This is a genomic window from Pseudomonas sp. S2_H10 (assembly GCF_054668285.1).
The window spans coordinates 5,768,121-5,792,856 of record NZ_CP162754.1 but is presented as its reverse complement, the minus strand read 5'-3'; the positions used below and the strand labels follow the sequence as shown (position 1 = coordinate 5,792,856).

General features: G+C 62.3%; 22 protein-coding genes. 18 read left to right on the top strand and 4 right to left on the bottom strand.

Annotated features, from left to right (window positions below; genetic code table 11):
* The first annotated feature begins 124 nt into the window (after nt 1–124).
* On the top strand, nt 125–304 hold the full coding sequence (locus tag AB4O16_RS26120) for a PA1571 family protein (protein WP_007974065.1): 180 nt from the start codon (nt 125–127) through the stop codon (nt 302–304).
* Nucleotides 305–467: 163 nt separating this feature from the next.
* Here the strand turns inward: AB4O16_RS26120 and pdxB are convergent, their stop codons facing one another.
* Complete coding sequence (gene pdxB / locus AB4O16_RS26115) at nt 468–1,610, bottom strand: 4-phosphoerythronate dehydrogenase PdxB (protein ID WP_460156170.1); 1,143 nt, start codon at nt 1,608–1,610, stop codon at nt 468–470.
* A gap of 192 nt (nt 1,611–1,802) precedes the next feature.
* On the opposite strand from pdxB, the gene AB4O16_RS26110 reads away from it, so the two are divergent.
* Nucleotides 1,803–3,206, top strand: coding sequence for an MATE family efflux transporter (locus tag AB4O16_RS26110; RefSeq protein WP_160388827.1), 1,404 nt, complete (start codon nt 1,803–1,805; stop codon nt 3,204–3,206).
* Nucleotides 3,207–3,331: 125 nt separating this feature from the next.
* Here AB4O16_RS26110 and tusA read toward each other — a convergent pair whose 3' ends face one another.
* Both tusA and rlmM read right to left on the bottom strand, forming a co-directional pair.
* A complete protein-coding gene (tusA, locus tag AB4O16_RS26105; protein WP_160388929.1) occupies nt 3,332–3,583 on the bottom strand; it encodes a sulfurtransferase TusA in 252 nt (83 codons plus the stop codon).
* A gap of 192 nt (nt 3,584–3,775) precedes the next feature.
* Nucleotides 3,776–4,849 carry a 23S rRNA (cytidine(2498)-2'-O)-methyltransferase RlmM gene (gene rlmM / locus AB4O16_RS26100; RefSeq protein WP_160388826.1) on the bottom strand — a complete coding sequence of 358 codons (1,074 nt, stop codon included), beginning with the start codon at nt 4,847–4,849 and terminating at the stop codon, nt 3,776–3,778.
* A 222-nt stretch (nt 4,850–5,071) separates the two neighbouring features.
* On the opposite strand from rlmM, the gene acnA reads away from it, so the two are divergent.
* Entirely contained in the window at nt 5,072–7,813 is a 2,742-nt protein-coding gene (gene acnA, locus AB4O16_RS26095) for an aconitate hydratase AcnA (RefSeq protein WP_460156169.1), read from the top strand.
* A gap of 143 nt (nt 7,814–7,956) precedes the next feature.
* Entirely contained in the window at nt 7,957–9,522 is a 1,566-nt protein-coding gene (locus AB4O16_RS26090; RefSeq protein ID WP_160388824.1) for a methyl-accepting chemotaxis protein, read from the top strand.
* A 163-nt stretch (nt 9,523–9,685) separates the two neighbouring features.
* Here AB4O16_RS26090 and AB4O16_RS26085 read toward each other — a convergent pair whose 3' ends face one another.
* Complete coding sequence (locus AB4O16_RS26085) at nt 9,686–10,363, bottom strand: alpha/beta family hydrolase (protein ID WP_460156168.1); 678 nt, start codon at nt 10,361–10,363, stop codon at nt 9,686–9,688.
* A gap of 85 nt (nt 10,364–10,448) precedes the next feature.
* Here AB4O16_RS26085 and ccoN (AB4O16_RS26080) point away from each other — a divergent pair, with 85 nt between their 5' ends.
* The 14 genes from ccoN (AB4O16_RS26080) (at nt 10,449) to hemN (ending at nt 24,700) form a co-directional block, all read left to right on the top strand.
* Nucleotides 10,449–11,873 (top strand): cytochrome-c oxidase, cbb3-type subunit I, encoded by a 1,425-nt coding sequence (gene ccoN, locus AB4O16_RS26080; RefSeq protein WP_160388823.1) that lies wholly within the window; start codon nt 10,449–10,451, stop codon nt 11,871–11,873.
* Nucleotides 11,874–11,883: 10 nt separating this feature from the next.
* Nucleotides 11,884–12,492, top strand: a complete 609-nt coding sequence (gene ccoO, locus AB4O16_RS26075) for a cytochrome-c oxidase, cbb3-type subunit II (protein WP_160388822.1) — start codon at nt 11,884–11,886, stop codon at nt 12,490–12,492.
* A gap of 3 nt (nt 12,493–12,495) precedes the next feature.
* Nucleotides 12,496–12,690: a cbb3-type cytochrome oxidase subunit 3 gene (locus AB4O16_RS26070; protein WP_160388821.1), complete on the top strand. Its 195-nt coding sequence runs from the start codon at nt 12,496–12,498 to the stop codon at nt 12,688–12,690.
* The gene (gene ccoP / locus AB4O16_RS26065) at nt 12,687–13,640 is read left to right on the top strand and encodes a cytochrome-c oxidase, cbb3-type subunit III (RefSeq protein WP_460156167.1); all 954 of its coding nucleotides are present in this window, start codon (nt 12,687–12,689) and stop codon (nt 13,638–13,640) included. Before AB4O16_RS26070 ends, ccoP (AB4O16_RS26065) begins: the two co-directional genes overlap by 4 nt.
* 482 nt (nt 13,641–14,122) lie before the next feature.
* Complete coding sequence (gene ccoN / locus AB4O16_RS26060; protein WP_046041350.1) at nt 14,123–15,565, top strand: cytochrome-c oxidase, cbb3-type subunit I; 1,443 nt, start codon at nt 14,123–14,125, stop codon at nt 15,563–15,565.
* The gene (ccoO, locus tag AB4O16_RS26055; protein ID WP_009042961.1) at nt 15,565–16,173 is read left to right on the top strand and encodes a cytochrome-c oxidase, cbb3-type subunit II; all 609 of its coding nucleotides are present in this window, start codon (nt 15,565–15,567) and stop codon (nt 16,171–16,173) included. Before ccoN (AB4O16_RS26060) ends, ccoO (AB4O16_RS26055) begins: the two co-directional genes overlap by 1 nt.
* Nucleotides 16,174–16,178: 5 nt before the next feature.
* Nucleotides 16,179–16,364 carry a CcoQ/FixQ family Cbb3-type cytochrome c oxidase assembly chaperone gene (locus AB4O16_RS26050; protein ID WP_003175465.1) on the top strand — a complete coding sequence of 62 codons (186 nt, stop codon included), beginning with the start codon at nt 16,179–16,181 and terminating at the stop codon, nt 16,362–16,364.
* Nucleotides 16,361–17,338 (top strand): cytochrome-c oxidase, cbb3-type subunit III, encoded by a 978-nt coding sequence (gene ccoP / locus AB4O16_RS26045; RefSeq protein WP_160388819.1) that lies wholly within the window; start codon nt 16,361–16,363, stop codon nt 17,336–17,338. The genes AB4O16_RS26050 and ccoP (AB4O16_RS26045) overlap by 4 nt, the downstream gene beginning before the upstream one ends.
* Before the next feature lie 333 nt (nt 17,339–17,671).
* Nucleotides 17,672–19,087 carry a cytochrome c oxidase accessory protein CcoG gene (ccoG, locus tag AB4O16_RS26040; protein WP_160388818.1) on the top strand — a complete coding sequence of 472 codons (1,416 nt, stop codon included), beginning with the start codon at nt 17,672–17,674 and terminating at the stop codon, nt 19,085–19,087.
* Between the two features lie 11 nt (nt 19,088–19,098).
* Complete coding sequence (locus AB4O16_RS26035; RefSeq protein ID WP_160388817.1) at nt 19,099–19,638, top strand: FixH family protein; 540 nt, start codon at nt 19,099–19,101, stop codon at nt 19,636–19,638.
* A gap of 119 nt (nt 19,639–19,757) precedes the next feature.
* Nucleotides 19,758–22,208 carry a heavy metal translocating P-type ATPase gene (locus tag AB4O16_RS26030; protein WP_460156166.1) on the top strand — a complete coding sequence of 817 codons (2,451 nt, stop codon included), beginning with the start codon at nt 19,758–19,760 and terminating at the stop codon, nt 22,206–22,208.
* Between the two features lie 22 nt (nt 22,209–22,230).
* On the top strand, nt 22,231–22,449 hold the full coding sequence (ccoS, locus tag AB4O16_RS26025; RefSeq protein WP_007971444.1) for a cbb3-type cytochrome oxidase assembly protein CcoS: 219 nt from the start codon (nt 22,231–22,233) through the stop codon (nt 22,447–22,449).
* Nucleotides 22,442–23,125, top strand: a complete 684-nt coding sequence (locus AB4O16_RS26020) for a sulfite exporter TauE/SafE family protein (RefSeq protein ID WP_150715755.1) — start codon at nt 22,442–22,444, stop codon at nt 23,123–23,125. Before ccoS ends, AB4O16_RS26020 begins: the two co-directional genes overlap by 8 nt.
* A 192-nt stretch (nt 23,126–23,317) precedes the next feature.
* Nucleotides 23,318–24,700, top strand: coding sequence for an oxygen-independent coproporphyrinogen III oxidase (hemN, locus tag AB4O16_RS26015; RefSeq protein ID WP_460158087.1), 1,383 nt, complete (start codon nt 23,318–23,320; stop codon nt 24,698–24,700).
* Nucleotides 24,701–24,736: the final 36 nt, after the last annotated feature.

Genomic DNA, 24,736 nt, shown 5'->3' with positions numbered 1-24,736 from the left:
GTAGCCACGCGAAGGCATTTCTGCTGGACTGGATGTGTCCCCCCGGAAAGATCGCAGGGAGTTGTCATAGCCCGGTCACCTGGCGGTTCTACAGTAAGCACACAACCTGATGAGGAGACAGGCCATGTCCTTGCAACACAGCAGCGATGACAAGATTCAAGTGATCCGCACGCAACCAGACCAGTCTCTGGGTTGCTCGATTATCGACGAGCAGGGTCGCGAAGTACCGATCACTGAAGAGATGATCCAGAAAGCTTGCAGCGAACTGGAAAAGCGATTGGTCAAGCCTGCCGAACAAGAGTGATATAGCCACCGTCTTCTTGACCCGGCCCTTTGTTGGCCGGGTTTTTTATGCCTGCTATTCCAATTCGGAACTGAGGCGCGCCCTTCGCGGGCAAGCCCGCTCCCACAGGTTCAGTGTGATCCCTGTGGGAGCGGGCTTGCCCGCGATAAGGCCAATGCGGTCTTTAAACCAGTGTCGCCCCCAACGCCGCCACAATCCTCTGCAACTGCGGCGCATCCCCCTCGATCCGCACCTGCAACCCATCAATCTCCCGCCGCGATGGATAGTTCTTGCGCAGCGCATCGAATGCCGCCCGCTGCTCGCTGACACTGCCGACCAGGCTGCGCCGAAAATCCGCATCGTCACGACGCGGGTCATACACGCCACGGCACAGCATCGCCAATGCCCAGGCCGGGTCGCTTTGCGCATTCAGGGTCACGTGCGACAGCCACGGTGCCGGCAGCAAATCGCTCAGGCTGACGCGGGCCGGTTGCCCGAGGAACTCGCAATACGCCTGATAGATCTGCGCGGTGCCACGCTGCTTGCCGTCGAGGCTGTAACCGGCAATGTGCGGCGTTGCCAGCACGCACAGCTCGGCCAGCGCCACGTCGACTTCAGGCTCGCCTTCCCAGACGTCGAGCACCGCTTGCAGGTCTTCGCGCTCCAGCAGCACATCACGCAGTGCCGCGTTGTTGACTACCGGCCCGCGACTGGCATTGATCAGCCAGGCACCCGATCGCAGCTGGTTCAGGCGTTTGTCATCGAACAGATGCCAGGTCGATTGCTGGCCCTGCTTGGTCAATGGCGTGTGCAGGCTGATGACATCGCACTCGTCGATGATCTGCTCGAGACTGACGTAGTCTCCGCCTTCCGCAGCTTGCCGAGGTGGATCGCACACCAGCACCTTCCAGCCCAGGCCTTGCAGGACCTTGACCAGCCGTCCGCCCACTTCGCCGGCACCGACCACGCCGTAGGTACGCCGGGTCAGGTCGACACCTTCGATTTCGGCCAGGGTCAGCAGACTGCCGAGCACGTAGTCGACCACGCCGCGGGCATTGCAGCCCGGTGCGCTGGACCAGGTGATGCCGGCCTGCTGAAAGTAATCCAGGTCCAGATGATCGGTGCCGATGGTGCAGGTGCCGACAAAGCGCACCTTGCTGCCTTCGAGCAGCGCGCGATTGACGTTGGTCACCGAACGCACCAACAGCACATCGGCCTGCTCGACCATGGCACGGTCGATGGCGCGTCCCGGCACCCGGCGGATTTCACCGAAGCCTGCGAAGAACGCATCGAGCAGGGGGATATTTTCGTCGGCAACAATCAGCATGGCAGGCTCCTTTGGCGGATCGGCAGTTTAGGCGTAGATGGCCGTTGTGAGCCAGTAGGCATTGCGCGCCCCTCGCCACAGAAATCGGGTTCCTGCTTTGATTACAAATCCACAACACGGGTCTTTTCCTGACTGGCGCGTCAACGCGTAGAATGCGCGCCTGTGCATCAACACCTTTTGGACGTTTCGCCTTTGAATCCTGTAATAGAGAATACCGTCGCCACTGCTCCTGCGCGGACGACCCCCGTTCGCCTGGAACTCAAGGGCCTGCTCAGCCTGGCCCTGCCCATCATGATCGCGCAACTGGCCACCACGGCCATGGGCTTCGTCGATGCGGTGATGGCCGGCCGCGTCAGCCCACGGGACCTGGCCTCGGTGGCCCTGGGCAATTCGATCTGGATTCCGGTCTACCTGTTGATGTCTGGCGTCCTGCTGGCAACCACGCCCAAGGTCGCGCAACGCTTTGGCGCCGGGCAGCTTGACGAAATCGGCCCGCTGGTACGCCAGGCACTGTGGCTCGCACTGTGTGTCGGCTTGATCGGCAGTGGCCTGCTGCTCGGCGCCGAGCCGATCCTGCACTGGATGAAAGTCGATCCGCAATTGATCGAGCCGAGCATGGGTTACCTGCACGGGATCGCCTTCGGCTTTCCGGGCATGGCTTTTTATTACGTGCTGCGCTGCTACAGCGATGGCATGGGGCGTACCCGTCCGAGCATGGTCATTGGCTTGTGTGGCCTGCTGCTGAACATCCCGCTTAACTACACGTTGATCTACGGCCATTTCGGCGCTCCGGCCCTGGGCGGCGTCGGGTGCGGCTGGGCCAGCGGCATCGTGATGTGGTTCATGGCGCTGAGCATGGCCGGCTGGACGTTCTGGGCCCCCTTCTATGCCCGCACCCGTGTACTGGTGCGCTTCGACCGGCCGCAATGGGCCGTGATCAAGCGTCTGGTCAGCATTGGCCTGCCGATCGGTATCGCCGTCTTCGCCGAGTCCAGCATCTTCGCGGTCATTGCCCTGTTGATCGGCAGTCTCGGCTCTACCGTGGTGGCCGGGCATCAGATCGCCCTGAATATCAGCTCGCTGCTGTTCATGATCCCTTACTCGCTGGGCATGGCGGTGACCGTGCGGGTCGGCCAGGCGCTGGGGGCCGGCAATCCCTGGCAGGCGCGTTTCGCGGCGAAGGTCGGGCTCGGCGCGGCACTGGTGTTCGCGGCGTTCTCGGCGGCGCTGATCCTGCTGCTGCGCGAACAGATCGCCTCGATCTACACGCCTGACCGGGCCGTGATCCAGATTGCCTCGATGCTGATCGTCTATGCCGCGCTGTATCAGTTTTCCGATGCCATCCAGGTGATCTGCGCGGGCGCGTTGCGTGGCTACCAGGACACCCGGGTGACGATGATCCTGACCCTGTTCGCCTATTGGGGCATCGGCCTGCCGGTCGGTTACTTGCTGGGACTGACCGACTGGTTCGGTCCGGCCAGCGGCCCGAGCGGGCTGTGGGAAGGGTTGATTGCCGGGTTGAGCTGTGCGGCGCTGATGCTGTCGATCCGCCTGACGCTCAGTGCGCGCCGGCGGATTCGCCTGTGCCAGCACTGATCACCGCATCACCTGTAGGAGCGAGCCTGCTCGCGAAAAACGTCAGGACACCGCGGGGCATCAGGTTTAACGCGTTATCGTTGACGTCCATCGCGAGCAGGCTCGCTCCTACAGGGGGGCGCTGATCAGCCGGACTTCTTGCGAATCCAGTAGAGGTAGGTGCCCTGATCCTCGTGCTGCGCCACCAGTTCGTGGTCGAGAAACACGCAGAACTTGGGAATGTCGCGACGGGTCGACGGGTCGGTGGCGATCACCTTGAGCAGGCCGCCGGGCACCAGGTCACGAATGTGCTGGTGCAGCATCATCACCGGCTCCGGGCAGTTGAGGCCGGTGGCGTCGAGGGTGCCGTCTACCGGCGTATCAAGCATTTCACTCATGATCAACTCCTGAAACAGGCCGGCATTGTCGCGCATTGCCGGGTGCAACGTCATCTGTGGCATTACGCCGCCCCCCTGTAGGAGCGAGCCCTGCTCGCGATGGTCGTCAACGATGACGCGGGAGACCTGACACCCCGTGGTGCTCTCAGGTCCATCGCGAGCAGGCTCGCTCCTACAGGGGGTTGCGGTGTTTCAGCGGGATTTCGGCTTCTTCACATCCAGCCGACGCAAATGGCACGTCACTTCTTCGCGGTCGTGGTACAGCTGCTTGCAGCCGATCTCGACCCTGATGCCCCGCGCCTTGAAGCCATCGGCAATGCGTTCCAGCAATCGTTTCACTTCGGCATAACGCTGTTTCATCGGCAGCTTGAGGTTGACCACCGCTTCGCGGCAATGGCCGTCGCCGATCCACTCTTCCAGCATCGCGGCGTTGCGTGCCGGCTTCTCGACGATGTCGCAGACCATCCAGTCCACCGGTTGCTTGGGCTTGAAGGTAAAACCGTCGGCCATCAAGTGCTGCACCAGCCCAGTGTCCATCAGGCTTTCGGCCATCGGGCCGTTGTCGATGGCGGTCACCAGCATGCCGCGGTTGACCAGTTGCCAGGTCCAGCCACCGGGAGCGGCCCCGAGGTCGACGCCGGTCATGTCGCCGTGCAGGCGCTCGTCCCACTGGTCGCGCGGGATGAAGTGGTGCCAGGCCTCTTCCAGCTTGAGGGTCGAACGGCTCGGCGCCTCGCGGGGGAATTTCAAACGCGGAATGCCCATCGGCCACATGGCCGAGTTGTTCGACTCGGCCAGGCCCATGAACACTTCGCGGCCGCTCTTGAACGTCAGCAGCAAACGCGGCTTGTGCGCGTCTTCCACCAGTTTGCCGGCGGCCATCAGCGCCTTGCGCAGGTGCCCTTCGAATTTCTTGCAGAAGTTCGACAGTTCCTTGCCGTCATTGGTGTCGACCATTTCCAGCCACAGGCTGCCGCACAGCGGAAAGTCCGCCATATGGGCGAGGATCACGCTGATGCGGTCGGTTTCCGGCAGATCGATGAAAATCCCCCGGGCCCACTGGCGCGGGAAGATCAGTTCGGCGAAACGCTGCCCGCGCATCAGGCGCTCGGCGCCGTCTTCTTCGGTGCAGACGAATTCGGCGCAGGCCGTGGCGGCCTTGGCCTTGGCATAACCGGCCACGTTCAGCCGTGCGGCAAGGTCGGAAATCTCGGAACAGACTTCGCCTTCGAAGCCCGGCCGGCAATGCATGAATAGGGTGTTCATTCTTACTCCTGGGCAATGGCGAGGAAATTCAGCCACTGCGCGATGCCCAGGCTTGCGTTGAAGCAAAGCCTGTCACGAAAACCGGCGCATGATAGCCGAGATCGGAACCTGGGGTCTGTCCATAGAGTCCAGTTATTAGCCAGCTACCGAAAACAGGGCTAGGTTTAAGGCTCTGTCCGTCCCCTCCGTCCGTGGCCGTGCGGACTCAAAGGAGTGATTGCAATGCCGTCCCTCGATAGTCTGAAAACGCTCAAGACCCTGCAAGTCGGCAACAAGACCTACCACTACTTCAGCCTGCCCGATGCCGCCAAGAGCCTGGGCGAGCTGGACAGGTTGCCGATGTCGTTGAAAGTCCTGCTGGAAAACCTGCTGCGCTGGGAGGACGAAAAAACCGTCACCGGCGCCGACCTCAAGGCACTGGCCGCGTGGCTCAAGGAGCGGCGCTCCGACCGCGAGATCCAGTACCGCCCGGCGCGGGTACTGATGCAGGACTTCACCGGCGTACCGGCGGTGGTCGACCTGGCCGCCATGCGCGCGGCGATGGCCAAGGCCGGTGGCAATCCGCAGCGGATCAACCCGCTGTCGCCGGTAGACCTGGTGATCGACCACTCGGTGATGGTCGACAAATTCGCCAGCAGCAGTGCCTTCGAGCAGAACGTCGACATTGAAATGCAGCGCAATGGCGAGCGTTATGCCTTCCTGCGCTGGGGCCAGAGCGCCTTCGACAATTTCAGCGTGGTGCCGCCGGGCACCGGGATCTGCCACCAGGTGAATCTTGAGTACCTTGGCCGCACGGTCTGGACCAAGGACGAGGACGGTCGCACCTATGCCTTCCCCGACACCCTGGTCGGCACCGATTCCCACACCACCATGATCAACGGTCTCGGCGTGCTCGGCTGGGGCGTCGGCGGCATCGAGGCGGAAGCAGCGATGCTCGGGCAACCGGTGTCGATGCTGATTCCGGAAGTGATCGGCTTCAAACTCACCGGCAAGCTCAGGGAAGGCATCACCGCCACCGACCTGGTGCTGACCGTGACCCAGATGCTGCGCAAGAAAGGCGTGGTGGGCAAGTTCGTCGAATTTTACGGCGACGGCCTAGCCGACCTGCCGCTGGCCGACCGGGCGACCATCGCCAACATGGCCCCGGAATACGGCGCCACCTGCGGTTTTTTCCCGGTGGACGAGATAACCCTCGAGTACCTGCGCCTGTCCGGGCGCCCCCTCGAAACGGTGCAACTGGTCGAGGCCTACAGTAAGGCCCAGGGCCTGTGGCGCCTGCCCGGCCAGGAGCCGGTGTTCACCGACAGCCTGGCGCTGGACATGGGCAGCGTCGAAGCCAGCCTCGCGGGGCCGAAACGCCCGCAGGACCGGGTGTCCCTGTCGAACGTCGCCCAGGCCTTCAGTGACTTCATCGACCTGCAATTCAAACCCACCAGCAAGGAAGAAGGCCGGCTGGAAAGTGAGGGCGGTGGCGGCGTCGCCGTCGGCAACGCCGATCTGGCCGGTGAAGCGGATTACCACTATGAAGGCCAGACCTATCGCCTGAAAAACGGCGCGGTGGTGATTGCCGCCATCACCTCCTGCACCAACACCTCCAACCCAAGCGTGATGATGGCGGCCGGGCTGGTGGCGAAGAAAGCCGTGGAAAAAGGCCTGAAACGCAAGCCGTGGGTCAAGAGCTCGTTGGCCCCCGGTTCAAAAGTGGTCACCGACTACTACAAGGCGGCCGACCTGACCCGTTACCTCGATGAATTGGGTTTTGCCCTGGTCGGCTATGGCTGCACCACCTGCATCGGCAACTCCGGGCCGCTGTCGGAGCCCATCGAGAAAGCCATCCAGCAAGCCGATCTCACCGTGGCTTCCGTGCTCTCGGGCAACCGCAACTTCGAAGGCCGGGTGCACCCGTTGGTGAAAACCAACTGGCTGGCCTCCCCGCCGCTGGTGGTCGCCTATGCGTTGGCCGGCACGGTGCGCACCGACCTCAACCGCGAACCGTTGGGCGAAGACCAGGACGGCAAACCGGTGTACCTGCGGGACATCTGGCCCAGCAGCAAGGAAATCGCCGACGCGGTGAATCAGGTCAACACTGCCATGTTCCACAAGGAGTACGCCGAAGTGTTTGCCGGTGACGCGCAATGGCAGGCGATCGAGGTTCCGCAAGCGGCGACCTATGTCTGGCAGGACGACTCGACCTACATCCAGCATCCTCCGTTCTTCGACGGCATCGGCGGGCCGCCGCCGGTCATCAAGGATGTCAGCGCAGCGAACATACTCGCCCTGCTCGGCGACTCGGTGACCACCGACCACATCTCCCCCGCCGGCAATATCAAGGCGGACAGCCCGGCAGGGCAATACCTGCGCGACAAAGGCGTAGAACCACGGGATTTCAACTCCTACGGTTCGCGGCGTGGCAACCATGAAGTGATGATGCGCGGCACCTTCGCCAACATCCGCATACGCAATGAAATGCTCGGCGGCGAGGAAGGCGGCAACACCCGCTACATTCCCACCGGAGAGAAAATGCCGATCTACGACGCCGCCATGCGCTATCAGGCGTCGGGCACGCCGCTGGTGGTGATCGCCGGTCAGGAATACGGCACCGGATCGAGCCGCGACTGGGCGGCCAAAGGCACCAACCTGCTGGGGGTCAAAGCGGTCATCGCCGAAAGCTTCGAACGCATCCACCGCTCCAACCTGGTGGGCATGGGCGTGCTGCCGTTGCAGTTCAAGCTGGATCAGAACCGCAAGAGCCTGAATCTGGACGGCAGTGAAACCCTGGACATCCTCGGCTTGACCGGCGCCGAACTGACGCCGCGAATGAACCTGACGCTGGTCATCACGCGCGAAGACGGTAGCCGCGAGAAAATCGAGGTGCTGTGCCGCATCGATACCCTTAATGAAGTGGAGTACTTCAAGGCGGGAGGGATTCTGCACTACGTGTTGCGGCAGATGATTGCCTCCTAGGCATGCGCTGATACAAACGCCGCCTTCGGGCGGTGTTTTTGTATGTGGGGACCGGGGGAATCCACAGAGTATCGAAAAATAATCTCAACAATCCGCAGGTCTTGCCGATACAGCACTTGAAAGCCTTGCGGATTAAAAAAGCCATGCGTAACAACCAGCCAATTACACAGCGCGAGCGGACCTTCCCGGCTCAGCAACGGTTGATTTCCACCACCGATGCCAAGGGCATGATCACCTACTGCAACGACGCCTTCGTCGAAATCAGCGGGTTTTCCCGAGAGGAGTTGATCCGTGCACCGCATAACCAGGTCCGTCACCCCGACGTCCCGGCCGCGGTGTTCGCACACATGTGGGCCACGCTGAAACAAGGCTTGCCATGGATGGGCATTGTCAAGAATCGCTGCAAGAACGGTGATCATTACTGGGTGAACGCCTACGTGACCCCGGTCTTCGAAGGCAAGCAAGTGACCGGTTACGAGTCGGTGCGGGTCAAGCCCACCGCCGAACAGATCCGCCGTGCCGAGGCGCTCTACCAACGCATCAACCAGGGCAAGTCGGCCATTCCTTCTTCGGATAAATGGGTGCCGATCCTGCAGGACTGGCTGCCGTTCATTCTGGTCAGCCAATTGAGCTTCATGATCGGCGCCTCGCTGAACTCCCATTGGGGTTTTGCCCTGGCGGCCGGCCTTTCGGTGCCACTGGGCCTGATGGGCCTGCGCTGGCAACAACGCGGCCTCAAGCGTTTGCTGCGCCTGGCCGAACAGACCACCTCGGATCCGTTGATCGCACAGATGTACACCGACAGTCGCGGCGATCAGGCGCGCCTGGAAATGTCCATCCTCAGTCAGGAAGCGCGCCTGAAAACCTGCCTGACGCGTCTGCAGGACACGGCCGAACACCTGACCGATCAGGCCCGGCAATCCGATGCCCTGGCGCACAACAGCTCCAGCGGCCTGGAGCGTCAACGCGTCGAGACCGAGCAAGTGGCCACCGCGGTCAACCAGATGGCCGCGACCACCCAGGAAGTCGCCAGCCACGTACAACGCACCGCCGACGCCACCCAGGAAGCCAATCGCCTGACCGGGCGTGGTCGTGACATCGCCGGGGAAACCCGCGAGGCCATCCAGCGCCTGTCGGTGGTGGTCGGTGAAACCGGCGTGACCGTGACCCAACTGGCCAAGGACAGCAACGAAATCGGTGGCGTGGTCGACGTGATCAAAGGCATCGCCGACCAGACCAACCTGCTGGCCCTGAACGCCGCCATCGAAGCGGCCCGTGCCGGCGAGATGGGTCGTGGTTTTGCGGTGGTGGCCGACGAAGTCCGTCAACTGGCGCAACGCACCAGCGAGTCCACCGGGCAGATTCATGCGCTGATCGCCAAGCTCCAGCAAACCGCCAGCACCGCCGTGCAAACCATGGAAGCCGGGCATCGCCAGGCCGAAGAAGGCGTGGCGCGAGTACTGGAGGCCGACCAGGCACTGGTGGGGATCAGCGAAGCGGTGGCCAACATCACCGACATGACCACCCAGATCGCCGCCGCGACCGAAGAGCAAAGTGCCGTGGCCGAAGAGATCAGCCGCAACATCAGCAACATCTCGCACCTGGCCGACCAGACCTCGGAACAGGCGCAGAACTCGGCGTTGTTGAGTGAAGAGCTGACCAAGACCGCCAACACGCAATACTCGTTGGTGGAGCGGTTTAACCGCTGATTGTTTTTTATTACCAGTCTGAAATGTATATCGCCTGGACAGACCTCTTCGCGGGCAAGCCCGCTCCCACAGGGTTCCGCTGTGTGATATCAATTGCATTCACACACTGAAACCTGTGGGAGCTGGCTTGCCAGCGATGAGGCCCTGGCTGCTGGCGAAAACCTCACTGAAGAAATTCAACCACCCGCTGGGCCGCAGTCGCCAAATGCTGCTCATGACTAAACCCCGAAGCCTTCAACGGCTTCAGATCATGATCCCCCGCCACCAGCCAGAACACCTCGACACTCGGTGACAGCGCATAGCCTTCCACTGCCTCGCGATTGCCCAGGGCATCGCGCTCGCCCTGCACGATCAGCGTGCGGGTTTTCAACGAAGCCAGGTGCTCGACCCGTGGTTTCTCCGGTTTACCCACCGCATAGAACGGATAGCCCAGGCACACCAGCGCATCCGCGCCCAACTCATCGGCCAGCAAACTCGCCATGCGCCCGCCCATGGACTTGCCGCCGATGGCCATCGGCCCAGTGACATGACGTCGCACCTCGGCATACACCTCACGCCAGCACTCCAACAGTTTCGGCGCCGGGTTCGGTGGGCGCTTGCCGCCGTCGATGCGCCGCTGCGCCATGTACGGAAACTCGAAGCGCAACACGTTGACGCCTTGCGTGGCGAGGCGTGCAGCCATGTCGCTCATCCAGTCGCTGTCCATCGGCGCGCCGGCGCCGTGGGCGAGGATCAGCGTCGCCGCAGCCTTGCCGCTGGCGGCATTCCACAACCATCCATGATCCCGCACGCACTGCGCCCATTGATCCCCGTCAATACCGGCCTTGTGCTGTTTGTCCATGCTTGCCTCGCTTTTAGTCTGCCTATAACTCCAGGCGAAGGATGCGCTGCCGCACTCACTTCGGCTGAACCGTGGATGGGGAACCATGAACACTTCAATCAGTACCGCCTACAACTACAAGGTGGTCCGCCAATTCGCCATTATGACGGTGGTGTGGGGCATCGTCGGCATGGGGCTCGGGGTTTTTCTCGCCGCCCAGTTGGTCTGGCCCGAACTCAACTTCAATCTGCCGTGGACCAGCTTCGGCCGCTTGCGCCCGCTGCACACCAACGCGGTGATCTTCGCCTTTGGCGGCTGCGCGCTGTTCGCCAGTTCGTTTTATTCAGTACAACGTACCTGCCAGACTCAGCTGTTCGCGCCGAAAATCGCCGCGTTCTGCTTCTGGGGCTGGCAGCTTGTGATTCTCCTGGCGGCCATCAGCCTGCCATTGGGCTACACCAGTTCCAAGGAATACGCCGAGCTGGAATGGCCGATCGACATCCTGATCACCATCGTCTGGGTCGCCTACGCCATCGTGTTCTTCGGCACGATCATGCAGCGCAAGACCAAGCACATCTACGTCGGCAACTGGTTCTTCGGTGCGTTCATCATCACCGTGGCGATCCTGCACATCGTCAACAACATGGAGTTGCCGGTCAGCTTCACCAAGTCCTACTCGCTGTACTCCGGCGCCACCGACGCGATGGTGCAATGGTGGTACGGACACAACGCCGTAGGCTTTTTCCTCACCGCCGGTTTCCTCGGGATGATGTACTACTTCGTGCCGAAACAGGCCGAGCGCCCGGTGTATTCCTATCGCCTGTCGATCGTGCACTTCTGGGCGCTGATCACCCTGTACATCTGGGCCGGCCCGCACCACTTGCACTACACCGCGCTGCCGGACTGGGCGCAGTCGCTGGGCATGGTGATGTCGCTGATCCTGCTGGCGCCGAGCTGGGGCGGCATGATCAACGGCATGATGACCCTGTCGGGCGCCTGGCATAAGTTGCGCAGCGACCCGATCCTGCGCTTCCTCGTGGTGTCGCTGGCGTTCTACGGCATGTCGACCTTCGAAGGGCCGATGATGGCGATCAAGACGGTCAACGCCCTCTCCCACTACACCGACTGGACCATCGGCCACGTACACGCCGGTGCACTCGGCTGGGTGGCGATGATTTCCATCGGCGCGCTGTACCACATGATCCCGAAAGTCTTCGGACGCGAGCAGATGCACAGCATCGGCCTGATCAACGCGCACTTCTGGCTCGCCACCATCGGCACCGTGCTGTACATCGCCTCGATGTGGGTCAACGGCATCGCCCAGGGCCTGATGTGGCGTGCGGTGAACGAGGACGGCACGCTGACCTACTCCTTCGTCGAGACCCTGGTGGCCAGCCACCCTGGCTTCGTCGTGCGGCTGGTGGGTGGCGCGATCTTCCTCAGCGGCATGTTCCTGATGGCCTACAACACCTGGCGCACCGTGCGGGCCTCGCAGCCTGCCGACGTCGCCGCTGCCGCGCAGATGGCCTGAGGAGTCCGCCATGAAACACGAAACCATCGAGAAAAACGTCGGCCTGTTGCTGCTGCTGATGATCCTGGCCGTGAGCATCGGCGGCCTGACCCAGATCGTCCCGCTGTTCTTCCAGGACGTGACCAACAAACCGGTGGAAGGCATGAAGCCCTACACCGCGCTGCAACTGGAAGGTCGCGACATCTACATCCGCGAAGGCTGCGTCGGCTGTCACTCGCAGATGATCCGCCCGTTCCGCGCCGAGACCGAACGCTACGGCCACTACTCGGTGGCCGGTGAAAGCGTCTGGGATCACCCGTTCCTGTGGGGCTCGAAACGCACCGGGCCGGACCTGGCCAGGGTCGGCGCGCGCTACTCGGATGACTGGCACCGCGCGCACCTGTACAACCCGCGCAACGTCGTGCCGGAATCGAAGATGCCGGCCTACCCGTGGCTGGTGGCCAACCCGGTCGACAGCAGTCATACCGAAACCAAGATCAAGGCCATGCGCACCCTGGGCGTGCCGTACACCGACGACGACATCGCCGGCGCCGTCGCTTCCCTCAAGGGCAAGAGCGAAATGGACGCACTGGTCGCCTACCTGCAAGTGCTCGGCACTGCGATCAAGAGCAAGAGGTGAGCAATGTTTGAATTGAGCACTGGAATGATCCGCGGTCTCGGCACCGTCGTGGTGTTCGTGGCCTTCGTCGGCTTGACCCTGTGGGTATTCAACAGCAAGCGCAGCCCGGAATTCGCCGAAGCGCGCCTGCTGCCGTTCGCCGACGAGCCACAACCTGACATCACCGAAGAATCAGCAACAAGGAGTACCCGGCCATGACCACCTTCTGGAGTACGTGGATCTGCGTACTGACCATCGGCAGCCTGATCGGCCTGACCTGGCTGCTGATCGGCACCCGCAAGGGCGAAACCAAGGGCAGCGTCGACCAGACCATGGGCCACAGCTTCGACGGCATCGAGGAGTACGACAATCCGTTGCCGCAATGGTGGTTCATGCTGTTCGCCGGCACGCTGGTGTTTGCCGTCGGCTATCTGATTCTTTACCCGGGCCTGGGCAACTGGAAAGGCATCCTGCCCGGCTACGAGAACGGCTGGACCGGCGTGCACGAATGGGAAAAGGAGATGACCAAGGCCGACGCGAAGTTCGGGCCGATCTTCGCCCGGTTTGCGGCGATGCCCGTGGAAGAGGTCGCCAAGGATCCACAGGCATTGAAAATGGGCGGCCGCCTGTTCGCCTCCAACTGCTCGGTGTGCCACGGCTCGGATGCCAAGGGTGCGTTCGGTTTCCCCAACCTGACCGACAGCGACTGGCGCTGGGGCGGCAACGCAGAAGCCATCAAGACCACCATCATGGGTGGCCGGATGGCGATGATGCCGGCCTGGGGTGAAGTCCTTGGCGAAGCAGGCGTGAAAAACGTCGCGGCCTATGTGCGCCACGACCTGGCCGGGCTGCCATTGCCGGAAGGCAGCAAGACCGACCTGCAAGCCGGACAACAAGCGTTCAGCACCACTTGCGTCGCCTGCCATGGGGCAAACGGCCAGGGCACCGAAGCCATGGGCGCGCCAAACCTCACGCACCCGGCCGGTTTCATCTACGGCACCAGCCTGACGCAGCTTGAACAAACGATTCGTCATGGCCGCCAGGGCCATATGCCGGCGCAAAACGAACTGCTCGGCAATGACAAGGTGCAGCTCTTGGCCGCGTACGTTTACAGCCTGTCACACGCTGCCGGCTCCGAGCATTTGCTGGCCGAAGACAAGGGCGAATAATTCCCGACCGCTCTACTGCCGCATTCACCCGGATGCGGCAGCTTCCCTGCCTCTTTGCGACGCATTGTCGCACCCTCTTTGACTCTTCCTTTCGGTTCCCCGGATTCACGTCTAAGCTTCCCCCGATGCGGACCGGCAAGCACCGGTTCCAGGTCGACCCGAAGCGAGGTGTCCGACGAATCTGCCCGATGACAGGCCGCAAAGGCCGGTAATACCGGCTGTCGCGCCAATTGCCATCGGTCACTCGATCGTTGCGTTTCAACACACCCCGTTACATGTCACCTGAACCCCTCGCCTTTCGAGTTCGCCAGGACATTTTGCCTGCGGGCAATTTTGTCCTTACGCGGTGCATGGAAAGGCCGCAGAATCAGCATTTGAAAGCATTGACCCAGGTCATGGCGCGTTGCAATGACCCCCTGCTTTCTCCATACTTGCGGCCGATTTTTAATCCTAATAAAACACCCAAACCGTGGAACCTTAGAATGAGCACAGCAATCAGTCCGACTGCTTATAACTATAAGGTAGTCCGCCAGTTCGCCATCATGACGGTGGTCTGGGGGATCCTTGGCATGGGGCTCGGTGTCTTCATCGCCTCGCAACTGGTCTGGCCGGAGTTGAACTTCGGTCTGCCGTGGACGAGCTTTGGACGCCTGCGCCCGCTGCACACCAACCTGGTGATTTTCGCCTTCGGTGGATGTGCACTGTTTGCCACTTCTTATTACGTCGTGCAGCGAACCTGCCAAACGCGACTGATTTCCGACAGCCTCGCCGCCTTCACCTTCTGGGGATGGCAAGCGGTGATCGTCGGCGCGATCATTACCTTGCCGATGGGTTTCACCACCACCAAGGAATACGCGGAACTGGAATGGCCCCTGGCTATTCTGCTGGCCATTGTCTGGGTCACCTACGGTCTGGTGTTCTTCGGCACCATCGTCAAGCGCAAGACCAAGCACATCTATGTGGGCAACTGGTTCTACGGCGCGTTCATCGTCGTGACCGCGATGCTGCACATCGTCAACCACATGTCGCTGCCGGTCAGCCTGTTCAAGTCCTACTCGGCCTACTCGGGTGCGACGGACGCGATGATCCAGTGGTGGTACGGCCACAACGCCGTGGGCTTCTTCCTGACCACCGGCTTCCTGGGGATGATGTACTACTTCGTGCCGAAACAGGCCGAGCGTCCGATCTACTCCTATCGCCTGTCGATCGTGCACTTCTGGGCGCTGATCACCCTGTACATCTGGGCCGGTCCGCACCACCTGCACTACACCGCACTGCCGGACTGGGCCCAGTCCCTGGGCATGGCGATGTCGATCATCCTGCTGGCTCCGAGCTGGGGCGGCATGATCAACGGCATGATGACCCTGTCGGGCGCCTGGCATAAGCTGCGCACCGACCCGATCCTGCGCTTCCTCGTGGTATCGCTGGCGTTCTACGGCATGTCGACCTTCGAAGGTCCGATGATGGCCATCAAGACTGTGAACTCGCTGTCGCACTACACCGACTGGACCATCGGCCACGTACACGCCGGCGCTCTGGGCTGGGTGGCGATGATCTCGATCGGCGCGATCTACCATATGATCCCGAAACTGTTCGGTCGTGCGCAGATGCACAGCACCGGCCTGATCAACACGCACTTCTGGCTCGCGACCATCGGTACCGTGCTCTACATCGCTTCGATGTGGGTCAACGGCATCACCCAGGGCCTGATGTGGCGTGCAATCAACGATGACGGCACCCTCACCTATTCGTTCGTCGAAGCGCTGCAAGCCAGCCACCCGGGCTTCATCGTCCGCGCCCTGGGCGGTGCATTCTTCGCCACCGGCATGCTGTTCATGGCCTACAACGTATTCCGTACCGTACGCGCCTCGAACCCGGCTGAAGCCAAAGCCGCCGAACAGATTGCCGTAGTTGGAGCTCACTGATGAAGCATGAAGCAGTCGAGAAGAACATTGGCCTGCTGGCCTTCTTCATGGTCATCGCCGTCAGCATCGGCGGCCTGACCCAGATCGTTCCGCTGTTTTTCCAGGACGTCACCAACAAGCCGGTCGAGGGCATGAAGCCCCGCACCGCCCTTGAACTGGAAGGCCGGGACGTTTATATCGCCAACGGTTGTGTCGGCTGCCACTCGCAGATGATCCGTCCGTTCCGTGCTGAAACCGAACGCTACGGCCACTACTCGGTCGCCGGTGAAAGCGTCTGGGACCACCCGTTCCTGTGGGGTTCCAAGCGTACCGGTCCTGACCTGGCCCGTGTTGGCGGTCGCTACTCCGATGACTGGCAGCGTGCGCACTTGTACAACCCGCGCAACGTAGTGCCAGAGTCGAAAATGCCGGCCTACCCGTTCCTCGTGGAAAACAAGCTCGACGGCAAGGACACCGCGAAGAAAATGGAAGTCTTGCGCACGCTCGGCGTCCCTTACACCGACGAAGACATCGCCGGTGCCAAGGATGCCGTGAAGGGCAAAACCGAAATGGACGCGCTGGTGGCCTATCTGCAAGGCCTGGGCACCATCATCAAAAGCAAACGGTGATCTAAATGGATATCGGGATGATTCGTGGCCTGGGCACCGTTGTCGTGATGGTGGCCTTCATCGGTCTGGCGTTGTGGGTATTCAGCCCCAAGCGCAAGTCGGAGTTTGAAGACGCGACCTTGCTGCCTTTCGCGGATGATCCCGAAGCCATCAAGCACGTCGAGCAAGCTTCTAGGAGTAACAAAGAATGACTACATTCTGGAGTCTGTACGTCACAGTCCTCAGTCTCGGTACGATCTTCGCCCTGACCTGGCTGTTGCTGTCGACCCGCAAGGGCCAGCGCAGCGAGCAGACGGACGAGACGGTTGGGCACTCCTTCGACGGGATCGAGGAGTACGACAACCCCCTGCCGAAATGGTGGTTCATGCTGTTCGTGGGCACCATCATCTTCGCACTGGGCTACCTGGTGCTGTACCCGGGCCTGGGCAACTGGAAAGGCCTGCTGCCGGGTTACAACTACCTGGATAACGAGAAGCAGACCGCGTTCGCCAACGGCCAGACCGGCTGGACCGGCGTTCACGAGTGGGAAAAGGAAATGGCCAAGTCGGACGCCAAGTTCGGTCCGATCTTCGCCAAGTTCGCCGCCATGCCAATCGAAGAAGTGGCCAAGGACCCGCAAGCCCTGAAAATGGGTGGTCGCCTGTTCGCTTCCAACTGCTCGGTTTGCCACGGCTCCGACGCCAAGGGCGCCTATGGCTTCCCTAACCTGACAGACGCCGACTGGCGCTGGGGTGGCGAGCCGGAAACCATCAAGACCACCATCATGGGCGGCCGTCATGCGGTGATGCCGGCGTGGGCTGAAGTGATCGGCGAGCAAGGCGTGGCCGACGTGGCCGCGTTTATCCTGACCAACCTCGATGGCCGCAAGTTGCCGGAAGGCGCCAAGGCCGACCCGGCTGCCGGACAGAAACTGTTCGCCACCAACTGCGTGGCGTGCCACGGTCCGGAAGGCAAAGGCACACCAGCGATGGGCGCCCCCAACCTGACTCACCCGGCCGCGTTCATCTACGGTTCGAGCTTCGCTCAACTGCAGCAGACCATCCGTTACGGCCGTCAGGGCCAGATGCCTGCGCAAGAGGCAATGCAGGGTAACGACAAGGTTCACCTGCTGGCTGCTTATGTCTACAGCCTGTCACACGGTGAGAAGGCAGCGGACGCCGAGTAAGGCAAACGCTTGAAGCAACAAAAAACGGCCCCGCCAATGTGAATTGGCGGGGCCGTTTTGTTTAAGGCCAGGCTTCGATGTTCAGGCGGTCAATCGGTCAGAGCACTCTTGAAAGGAAACGAGGATTGAACGCCTCACCGCAAAACTCGTCCATAATTCCCAAGTCAATTGATTCAAGTCATTACACCATCAAATGATTTTGCCAAACGTGACCAAAGGTCGCACCCGCAGGCTAGAGCGACAGGCGTATCATTGCGCCACTGCAGCACCCCTTTTTGACCGCGGTCGGCACGTACTGACCGAGGCACTTTTCCACTGCCGTGGGATGCAACGATGAGCAACCAGATTCCGGTACACGACGTCACTCCACCCGCCAAGAACGCGAACAACAGCGTCGACCTCTACGCCTCCAGGGAAAAAATCTACACCCGCGCCTTCACCGGCCTGTTTCGCAACCTGCGGATGGCCGGCGGTGCCGTGCTGTTCCTGCTGTATTTCGGCACGGTGTGGCTGAACTGGGGCGGCCATCAGGCCGTCTGGTGGAACCTGCCGGAGCGCAAGTTCTTCATTTTCGGCGCCACTTTCTGGCCCCAGGATTTCATTCTGCTGTCCGGCATGCTGATCATCGCCGCGTTCGGCCTGTTCTTCATCACCGTGTACGCCGGCCGGGTCTGGTGCGGTTATACCTGCCCGCAAAGCGTCTGGACCTGGATCTTCATGTGGTGCGAAAAAGTCACCGAAGGTGACCGCAACCAGCGCATCAAGCTCGACAAGGCGCCGATGAGCGCCAACAAGTTGCTGCGCAAATTCAGCAAGCACAGCCTGTGGCTGCTGATCGGCTTCGTCACCGGCATGACCTTCGTCGGTTACTTCTCGCCGATCCGCGAACTGGTGTTCGAATTCTTCACCGGCCAGGCGGATGGCTGGTCGTACTTCTGGGTCGGCTTCTTCACCCTCGCCACTTACGGCAACGCCGGCTGGCTACGTGAGCAGGTATGCATCTACATGTGCCCGTACGCACGCTTCCAGAGCGTGATGTTCGACAAGGACACCCTGATCGTTTCCTACGACCCACGCCGTGGCGAAAGCCGTGGCCCGCGCAAAAAAGGTATCGACTACAAGGCCCAGGGCCTGGGTGACTGCATCGACTGCACCATGTGTGTCCAGGTCTGCCCGACCGGCATCGACATCCGCGACGGCCTGCAAATCGAATGCATCGGTTGCGCCGCCTGCATCGATGCCTGCGACGCCATCATGGACAAGATGGAATACCCGCGCGGGCTGATCAGCTACACCACCGAGCACAACCTGTCGGGGCAGAAAACCCATAAACTGCGCCCGCGCCTGATCGGCTATGCCGTGGTGCTGCTGGCGATGATCAGCTTGCTGGTGACCGCGTTCTTCATGCGCTCGCTGGTGGGTTTCGATGTCAGCAAGGACCGCGTGCTGTACCGCGAGAACGCCGAAGGCCGGATCGAAAACGTCTACAGCCTGAAAATCATGAACAAGGACCAGCGCGACCATACCTACCTGCTCGAAGCCTCCGGCCTGCCGGATCTCAAATTGCAGGGCCGGCGCGAGATCAAGGTCGCGGCCGGCGAGATCGTCAGCCAGCCGGCCGAGCTGTCCGTCGCACCGGAAAAACTGCCGTCGAGCACCAACGAGGTGAAATTCATCCTCAAGGATGCCGATGACGACAGCATCCACATTGAAGCCAAGAGCCGGTTCATCGGCCCACAAAATCGTTGAGAGAACTGAACATGCCCGCTGCAAATGCCGCAAGTCCCTGGTACAAGCACCTCTGGCCGTGGATCATCATCGGGATCCTGGCCTGCTCGGTGACGCTGACCTTGTCCATGGTGACCATCGCGGTGAAGAATCCGGACAACCTGGTCAACGACAACTACTACGAGGCCGGCAAAGGCATCAACCGCTCCCTCGACCGTGAGCTGCTGGCCCAGAACCTGAAAATGCGCGCCAGCGTTCATCTCGATGACGTGACCGGCGAAGTCGACCTGCGCCTGAGCGGCGACAGCCAGCCCACGACCCTGGAGCTGAACCTGATCTCGCCGACCCAGCCGGAGAAGGATCGCAAGATCACCCTGACCCGCAGCGACACCGAACAGGGCCGCTACATCGGCCAGTTGAGCGACAAGATCGAAGGTCGCCGTTTTGTCGAATTGCTCGGCACCCAGGACGAGCACATCTGGCGCATGTTCGAAGAGGAACTGGTCAGCCATGACAAGGACCTGCTGCTCGGTGACGAGCCGCTGCAGGGCGCCGAAGACCTGAAGAAGTAAAAGCTGCGCTTCGCGCATCGCGGGCAAGCCCGCTCCCACAGGGTTTTGCGTACGCCGCAAATCCAATGTAGGAGCCGGCTTGCTGGCGATGGGGCCCACCCAGACGCCATAGAACTACCATGACCACCCCACTCCCCTGCTACCACTGCGCCCTGCCCGTCCCGACCGGCAGTCGCTTCACCGCCGTCGTGCTCGGGGATTCCCGCGAGTTCTGCTGCCCGGGTTGCCAGGCCGTGGCCGAGGCCATTGTCGCCGGCGGCCTGGAAAGCTATTACCGGCACCGCAGCGAAGCCTCGGCCAACCCCGAAGCACTGCCGGTGCAACTGGTGGAGGAACTGGCGCTGTACGACCGCGCCGATGTGCAGCAACCCTTTGTCCGCCACGATGGCGACCTCGCCGAAACCACACTGTTGATGGAAGGCATCAGCTGCGCGGCCTGTGGCTGGCTGATCGAAAAACACCTGCGCACCCTCCCGGCAGTGGCCGAAGCACGCCTGAACCTGTCCAACCATCGCTTGCACGTACGCTGGGCCGATGGGCAATTACCGCTGAGCCGGGTCCTCAGCGAACTGCGCCACATCGGTTACGCCGCGCACCCGTATCAGGCCGACCGCGCCTGCGAACAACTGGCCAGCGAAAACCGCCTGGCCCTGCGCCAGCTCGGCGTGGCCGGGCTGCTGTGGTTCCAGGCGATGATGGCAACCATGGCCACCTGGCCCGAATTCAACATCGACCTCAGCCCGGAAATGCACACCATCCTGCGCTGGGTCGCGCTGTTCCTCACCACCCCGATCGTGTTCTACAGCTGCGCGCCGTTTTTCAAAGGCGCCATGCGCGATTTGCGTACCCGCCACCTGACCATGGACGTTTCCGTGTCGCTGGCCATCGGCAGCGCCTACATCGCCGGGATCTGGACCTCGATCACCGGGGTCGGCGAACTGTATTTCGATGCCGTCGGCATGTTTGCCTTGTTCCTGCTGGCCGGACGTTATCTGGAACGCCGCGCCCGCGAGCGCACGGCCGCCGCCACCGCGCAGCTGGTGAATCTGCTGCCCGCCTCGTGCCTGCGATTGATGCCTGACGGCCAGAGCGAACGCATTCTGCTCAGCGAACTGCGTGTTGGCGATCAGGTGCTGGTTCACCCGGGCGCCATTCTTCCGGCTGACGGCAAGATCCTCGACGGTCAGTCGAGCGTCGACGAGTCGCTGCTGACCGGCGAATACCTGCCGCAACCGCGCACCCTCGGCGACGCGGTCACCGCCGGCACCCTGAACGTCGAAGGCGCGCTGACCGTCGAGGTCCAGGCCCTGGGCCAGGACACCCGTCTCTCGGCCATCGTTCGCCTGCTCGATCGTGCCCAGGCGGAAAAGCCGCGCCTGGCGGAAATCGCCGACCGCGCCGCGCAATGGTTCCTGCTGCTGTCGCTGATCGCCGCCGCCGCGATTGGCCTGTTGTGGTGGGAGCTGGACTCATCGCGGGCCTTCTGGATCGTGCTGGCGATGCTCGTGGCGACCTGCCCGTGCGCGTTGTCGCTGGCCACACCGACCGCGCTCACCGCCGCTACCGGCACCTTGCACAAACTGGGACTGCTGCTGACCCGCGGCCATGTGCTGGAAGGCCTGAACCAGATTGACACGGTGATTTTCGACAAGACCGGCACCCTCACCGAAGGACGCCTGGCGCTGCGTTCGATCCGCCCCCTCGGCGCGCTCGACAGCGATCAATGCCTGGGCCTTGCCGCCGCCCTGGAAAACCGCTCCGAACACCCGATCGCCCGGGCGTTCGGACGTGCGCCGATGGCCGCCGAAGAAGTCCACAGCACCCCGGGCCTTGGCCTGGAGGGGCTGGTTGAAGGGCGACGCCTGCGCATCGGCCAGCCGGGATTCGTCTGCGAACTCAGCGGCGCCATGGTGCCGTCGATGCCCGAAGAAGCCGGCCAATGGCTGCTGCTGGGTGACAGCCAGGGACCGCTGGCCTGGTTCGTCCTCGACGATCGCCTCCGTGCCGACGCGCCCGCGCTGCTGGAGGCGTGTAAGGCCCGTGGCTGGCGCACGCTGCTGTTGTCCGGCGACAGCTCGCCGATGGTCGCCAGCGTGGCGGCGGAGCTGGGCATCGATGAAGCCCATGGCGGCTTGCGTCCGGACGATAAACTGCAAGTCCTGCAACAACTGCACAAAGAAGGCCGCAAGGTGTTGATGCTCGGCGACGGGGTCAATGACGTGCCGGTGCTGGCGGCTGCCGATATCAGCGTCGCCATGGGTTCGGCCACCGACCTGGCGAAAACCAGTGCCGATGCGGTGCTGCTGTCCAACCGCCTCGACGCGTTGGTGCAAGCCTTCAGCCTGGCGCGGCGCACCCGTCGGGTGATTATCGAGAACCTGCTGTGGGCCGGGTTGTACAATGGCCTCATGTTGCCCTTCGCCGCCCTCGGCTGGATCACTCCGGTCTGGGCGGCGGTGGGCATGTCGATCAGTTCTTTGACCGTGGTGTTGAACGCGCTGCGCCTGACTCGCATGCCGAGCGCGCCCGCCGCCAGCACCTCGCCAGAAACCCGCCCGCTGCCGGCCTGAGCCGCGCGGGCATGGAGTCCAGATGCCAGCTCTCTACGTAATGATTCCCGCTGCGCTGCTGATCGTGGCCATTGCCGTCTATATCTTCTTCTGGGCGGTCGACAGCGGGCAGTACGACGACCTCGACGGCCCGGCCCACAGCATCCTGTTCGACGACCAGGACCCGAACCACACCGCTGCCGTCGATGAGGCCAGCGGCCAACCGGCCAAGCCGCAAGACAAGGCTCCGCCCCATGCTTGAGTTGGCGCCCATGCTGGTGTCTGCGGTGATCCTCGGTTTGCTCGGCGGCGGCCATTGCCTGGGCATGTGCGGCGGCTTGATGGGCGCGCTGACCCTGGCGATTCCCAAGGAACAACGCAGCCGGCGTTTTCGCCTGCTGCTGGCCTACAACCTGGGCCGGATTCTGAGCTATGCCTGCGCCGGATTGCTGATCGGCCTGGCCGGATGGGCCGTGGCCAGCAGCCCGGCGGCGATGTTCCTGCGCGTCCTCGCCGGCTTGCTGCTGATTGCCATGGGCCTGTACCTGGCCGGCTGGTGGAGCGGCCTGACCCGCATCGAAAGCCTCGGTCGCGGCCTGTGGCGACACATCCAGCCTGTCGCCAACCGCTTGCTGCCGGTGTCGAGCGTTCCGCGCGCACTGCTGCTGGGGGCGCTCTGGGGCTGGCTGCCGTGCGGTCTGGTCTACAGCACCTTGCTATGGTCGGCCAGTCAGGGCAATGCCCTGGACAGCGCATTGTTGATGCTCGCGTTCGGGCTCGGCACCTGGCCGGTGCTGCTGGCGACCGGCCTGGCCGCCGAGCGCATCACCGCACTGTTGCGCAAACGCAGCGTGCGCATGGCGGGCGGGTTGCTGGTGATGCTGTTCGGCATCTGGACCTTGCCGGGGCCGCATCAGCATTGGCTCATGGGGCACTAGATCGGCGGCGCCCCCTTCGCGAGCAGGCTCGCTCCCACAGAGGAGCGCATTCCAAATGTGGGAGCGAGCCTGCTCGCGAAGGGGCCCTCGCAAACAGCAAAGATTCTGACCTTGATGCAAATCAAGATGCCCCACCCCGCCCTCGCATAAAGTGGCTGACACTGCCAGCCAATCCGGGGGAATGCCCGCATGATGCTCGACGCCATTCGTTGGGACACTGATCTGATCCGCCGTTATGACCTGGCGGGCCCTCGCTACACCTCGTACCCGACTGCCGTGCAGTTCAACAGCCAGGTCGGCACCTTCGATCTGTTTCACGCCCTGCGTGACAGCCGCAAGGCCCAGCGCCCGTTGTCGCTGTACGTGCACGTGCCGTTCTGCGCGAACATTTGCTACTACTGCGCCTGCAACAAGGTCATCACCAAGGATCGCGGGCGGGCGCAGCCCTACCTGCAGCGCCTGGAACAGGAAATCCAGTTGATCGCATGCCACCTCGACCCCGCGCAGAAAGTCGAGCAACTGCACTTCGGGGGCGGCACACCGACCTTTCTCAGCCACGACGAACTGCGTCAGTTGATGGCGCATCTGCGCAAACACTTCAACTTGCTGGACGACGACTCCGGCGACTATGGCATCGAAATCGACCCACGCGAGGCCGACTGGTCGACCATGGGCCTGCTGCGCGAACTGGGGTTCAACCGGGTCAGCATCGGCCTGCAAGACCTCGACCCGGCGGTGCAACGCGCGGTCAATCGCCTGCAAAGCCTGGAAGAAACCCGCGCGGTGATCGACGCCGCCCGCACCCTGCAGTTTCGCTCGATCAATATCGACCTGATCTATGGCCTGCCGAGACAGACGCCGGAGAACTTCGCCCGCACCGTCGAGGAGGTCATCCGCCTGCAGCCGGACAGGCTTTCGGTGTTCAACTACGCCCACTTGCCGGAACGCTTCATGCCGCAACGGCGCATCAACAGCAATGAACTGCCGACACCCGCGCAGAAACTGGAAATGCTGCAGCGCACCATCGAGCAACTGATCGCTGCCGGTTACCGCTACATCGGCATGGATCACTTCGCCCTGCCCGACGATGAACTGGCGATCGCCCAGGAAGAATCGACCCTGCAGCGCAACTTCCAGGGCTACACCACCCACGGTCATTGCGATCTGATCGGTCTCGGCGTCTCGGCGATCAGCCAGATCGGCGACCTCTACTGCCAGAACAGCAGCGATCTGAACCAGTATCAGAACGTCCTCGCCACGTCGCAACTGGCCACCAGCCGCGGCCTGCTGTGCAATGCCGATGACCGGCTGCGACGGGCGGTCATACAGCAACTGCTCTGCAATTTCAGTCTCGAGTTCGCTGACATCGAACAGGCCTTCAACATCGACTTCCAGGGCTACTTCGGCGATCTCTGGCCGCAGCTGCAAGACATGGCCAAGGACGGGCTGATCGAACTCGATCGCGACAGGATCAGCATCCTGCCCGCCGGACGACTGTTGGCGCGCTCGGTGTGCATGGTGTTCGACGCGTACCTGGAACAACACAGTCGCCAGCGTTTTTCACGCGTCATCTAATTCTGCAAGCAAGCGCCCCAGACTGGCCCCGAGATC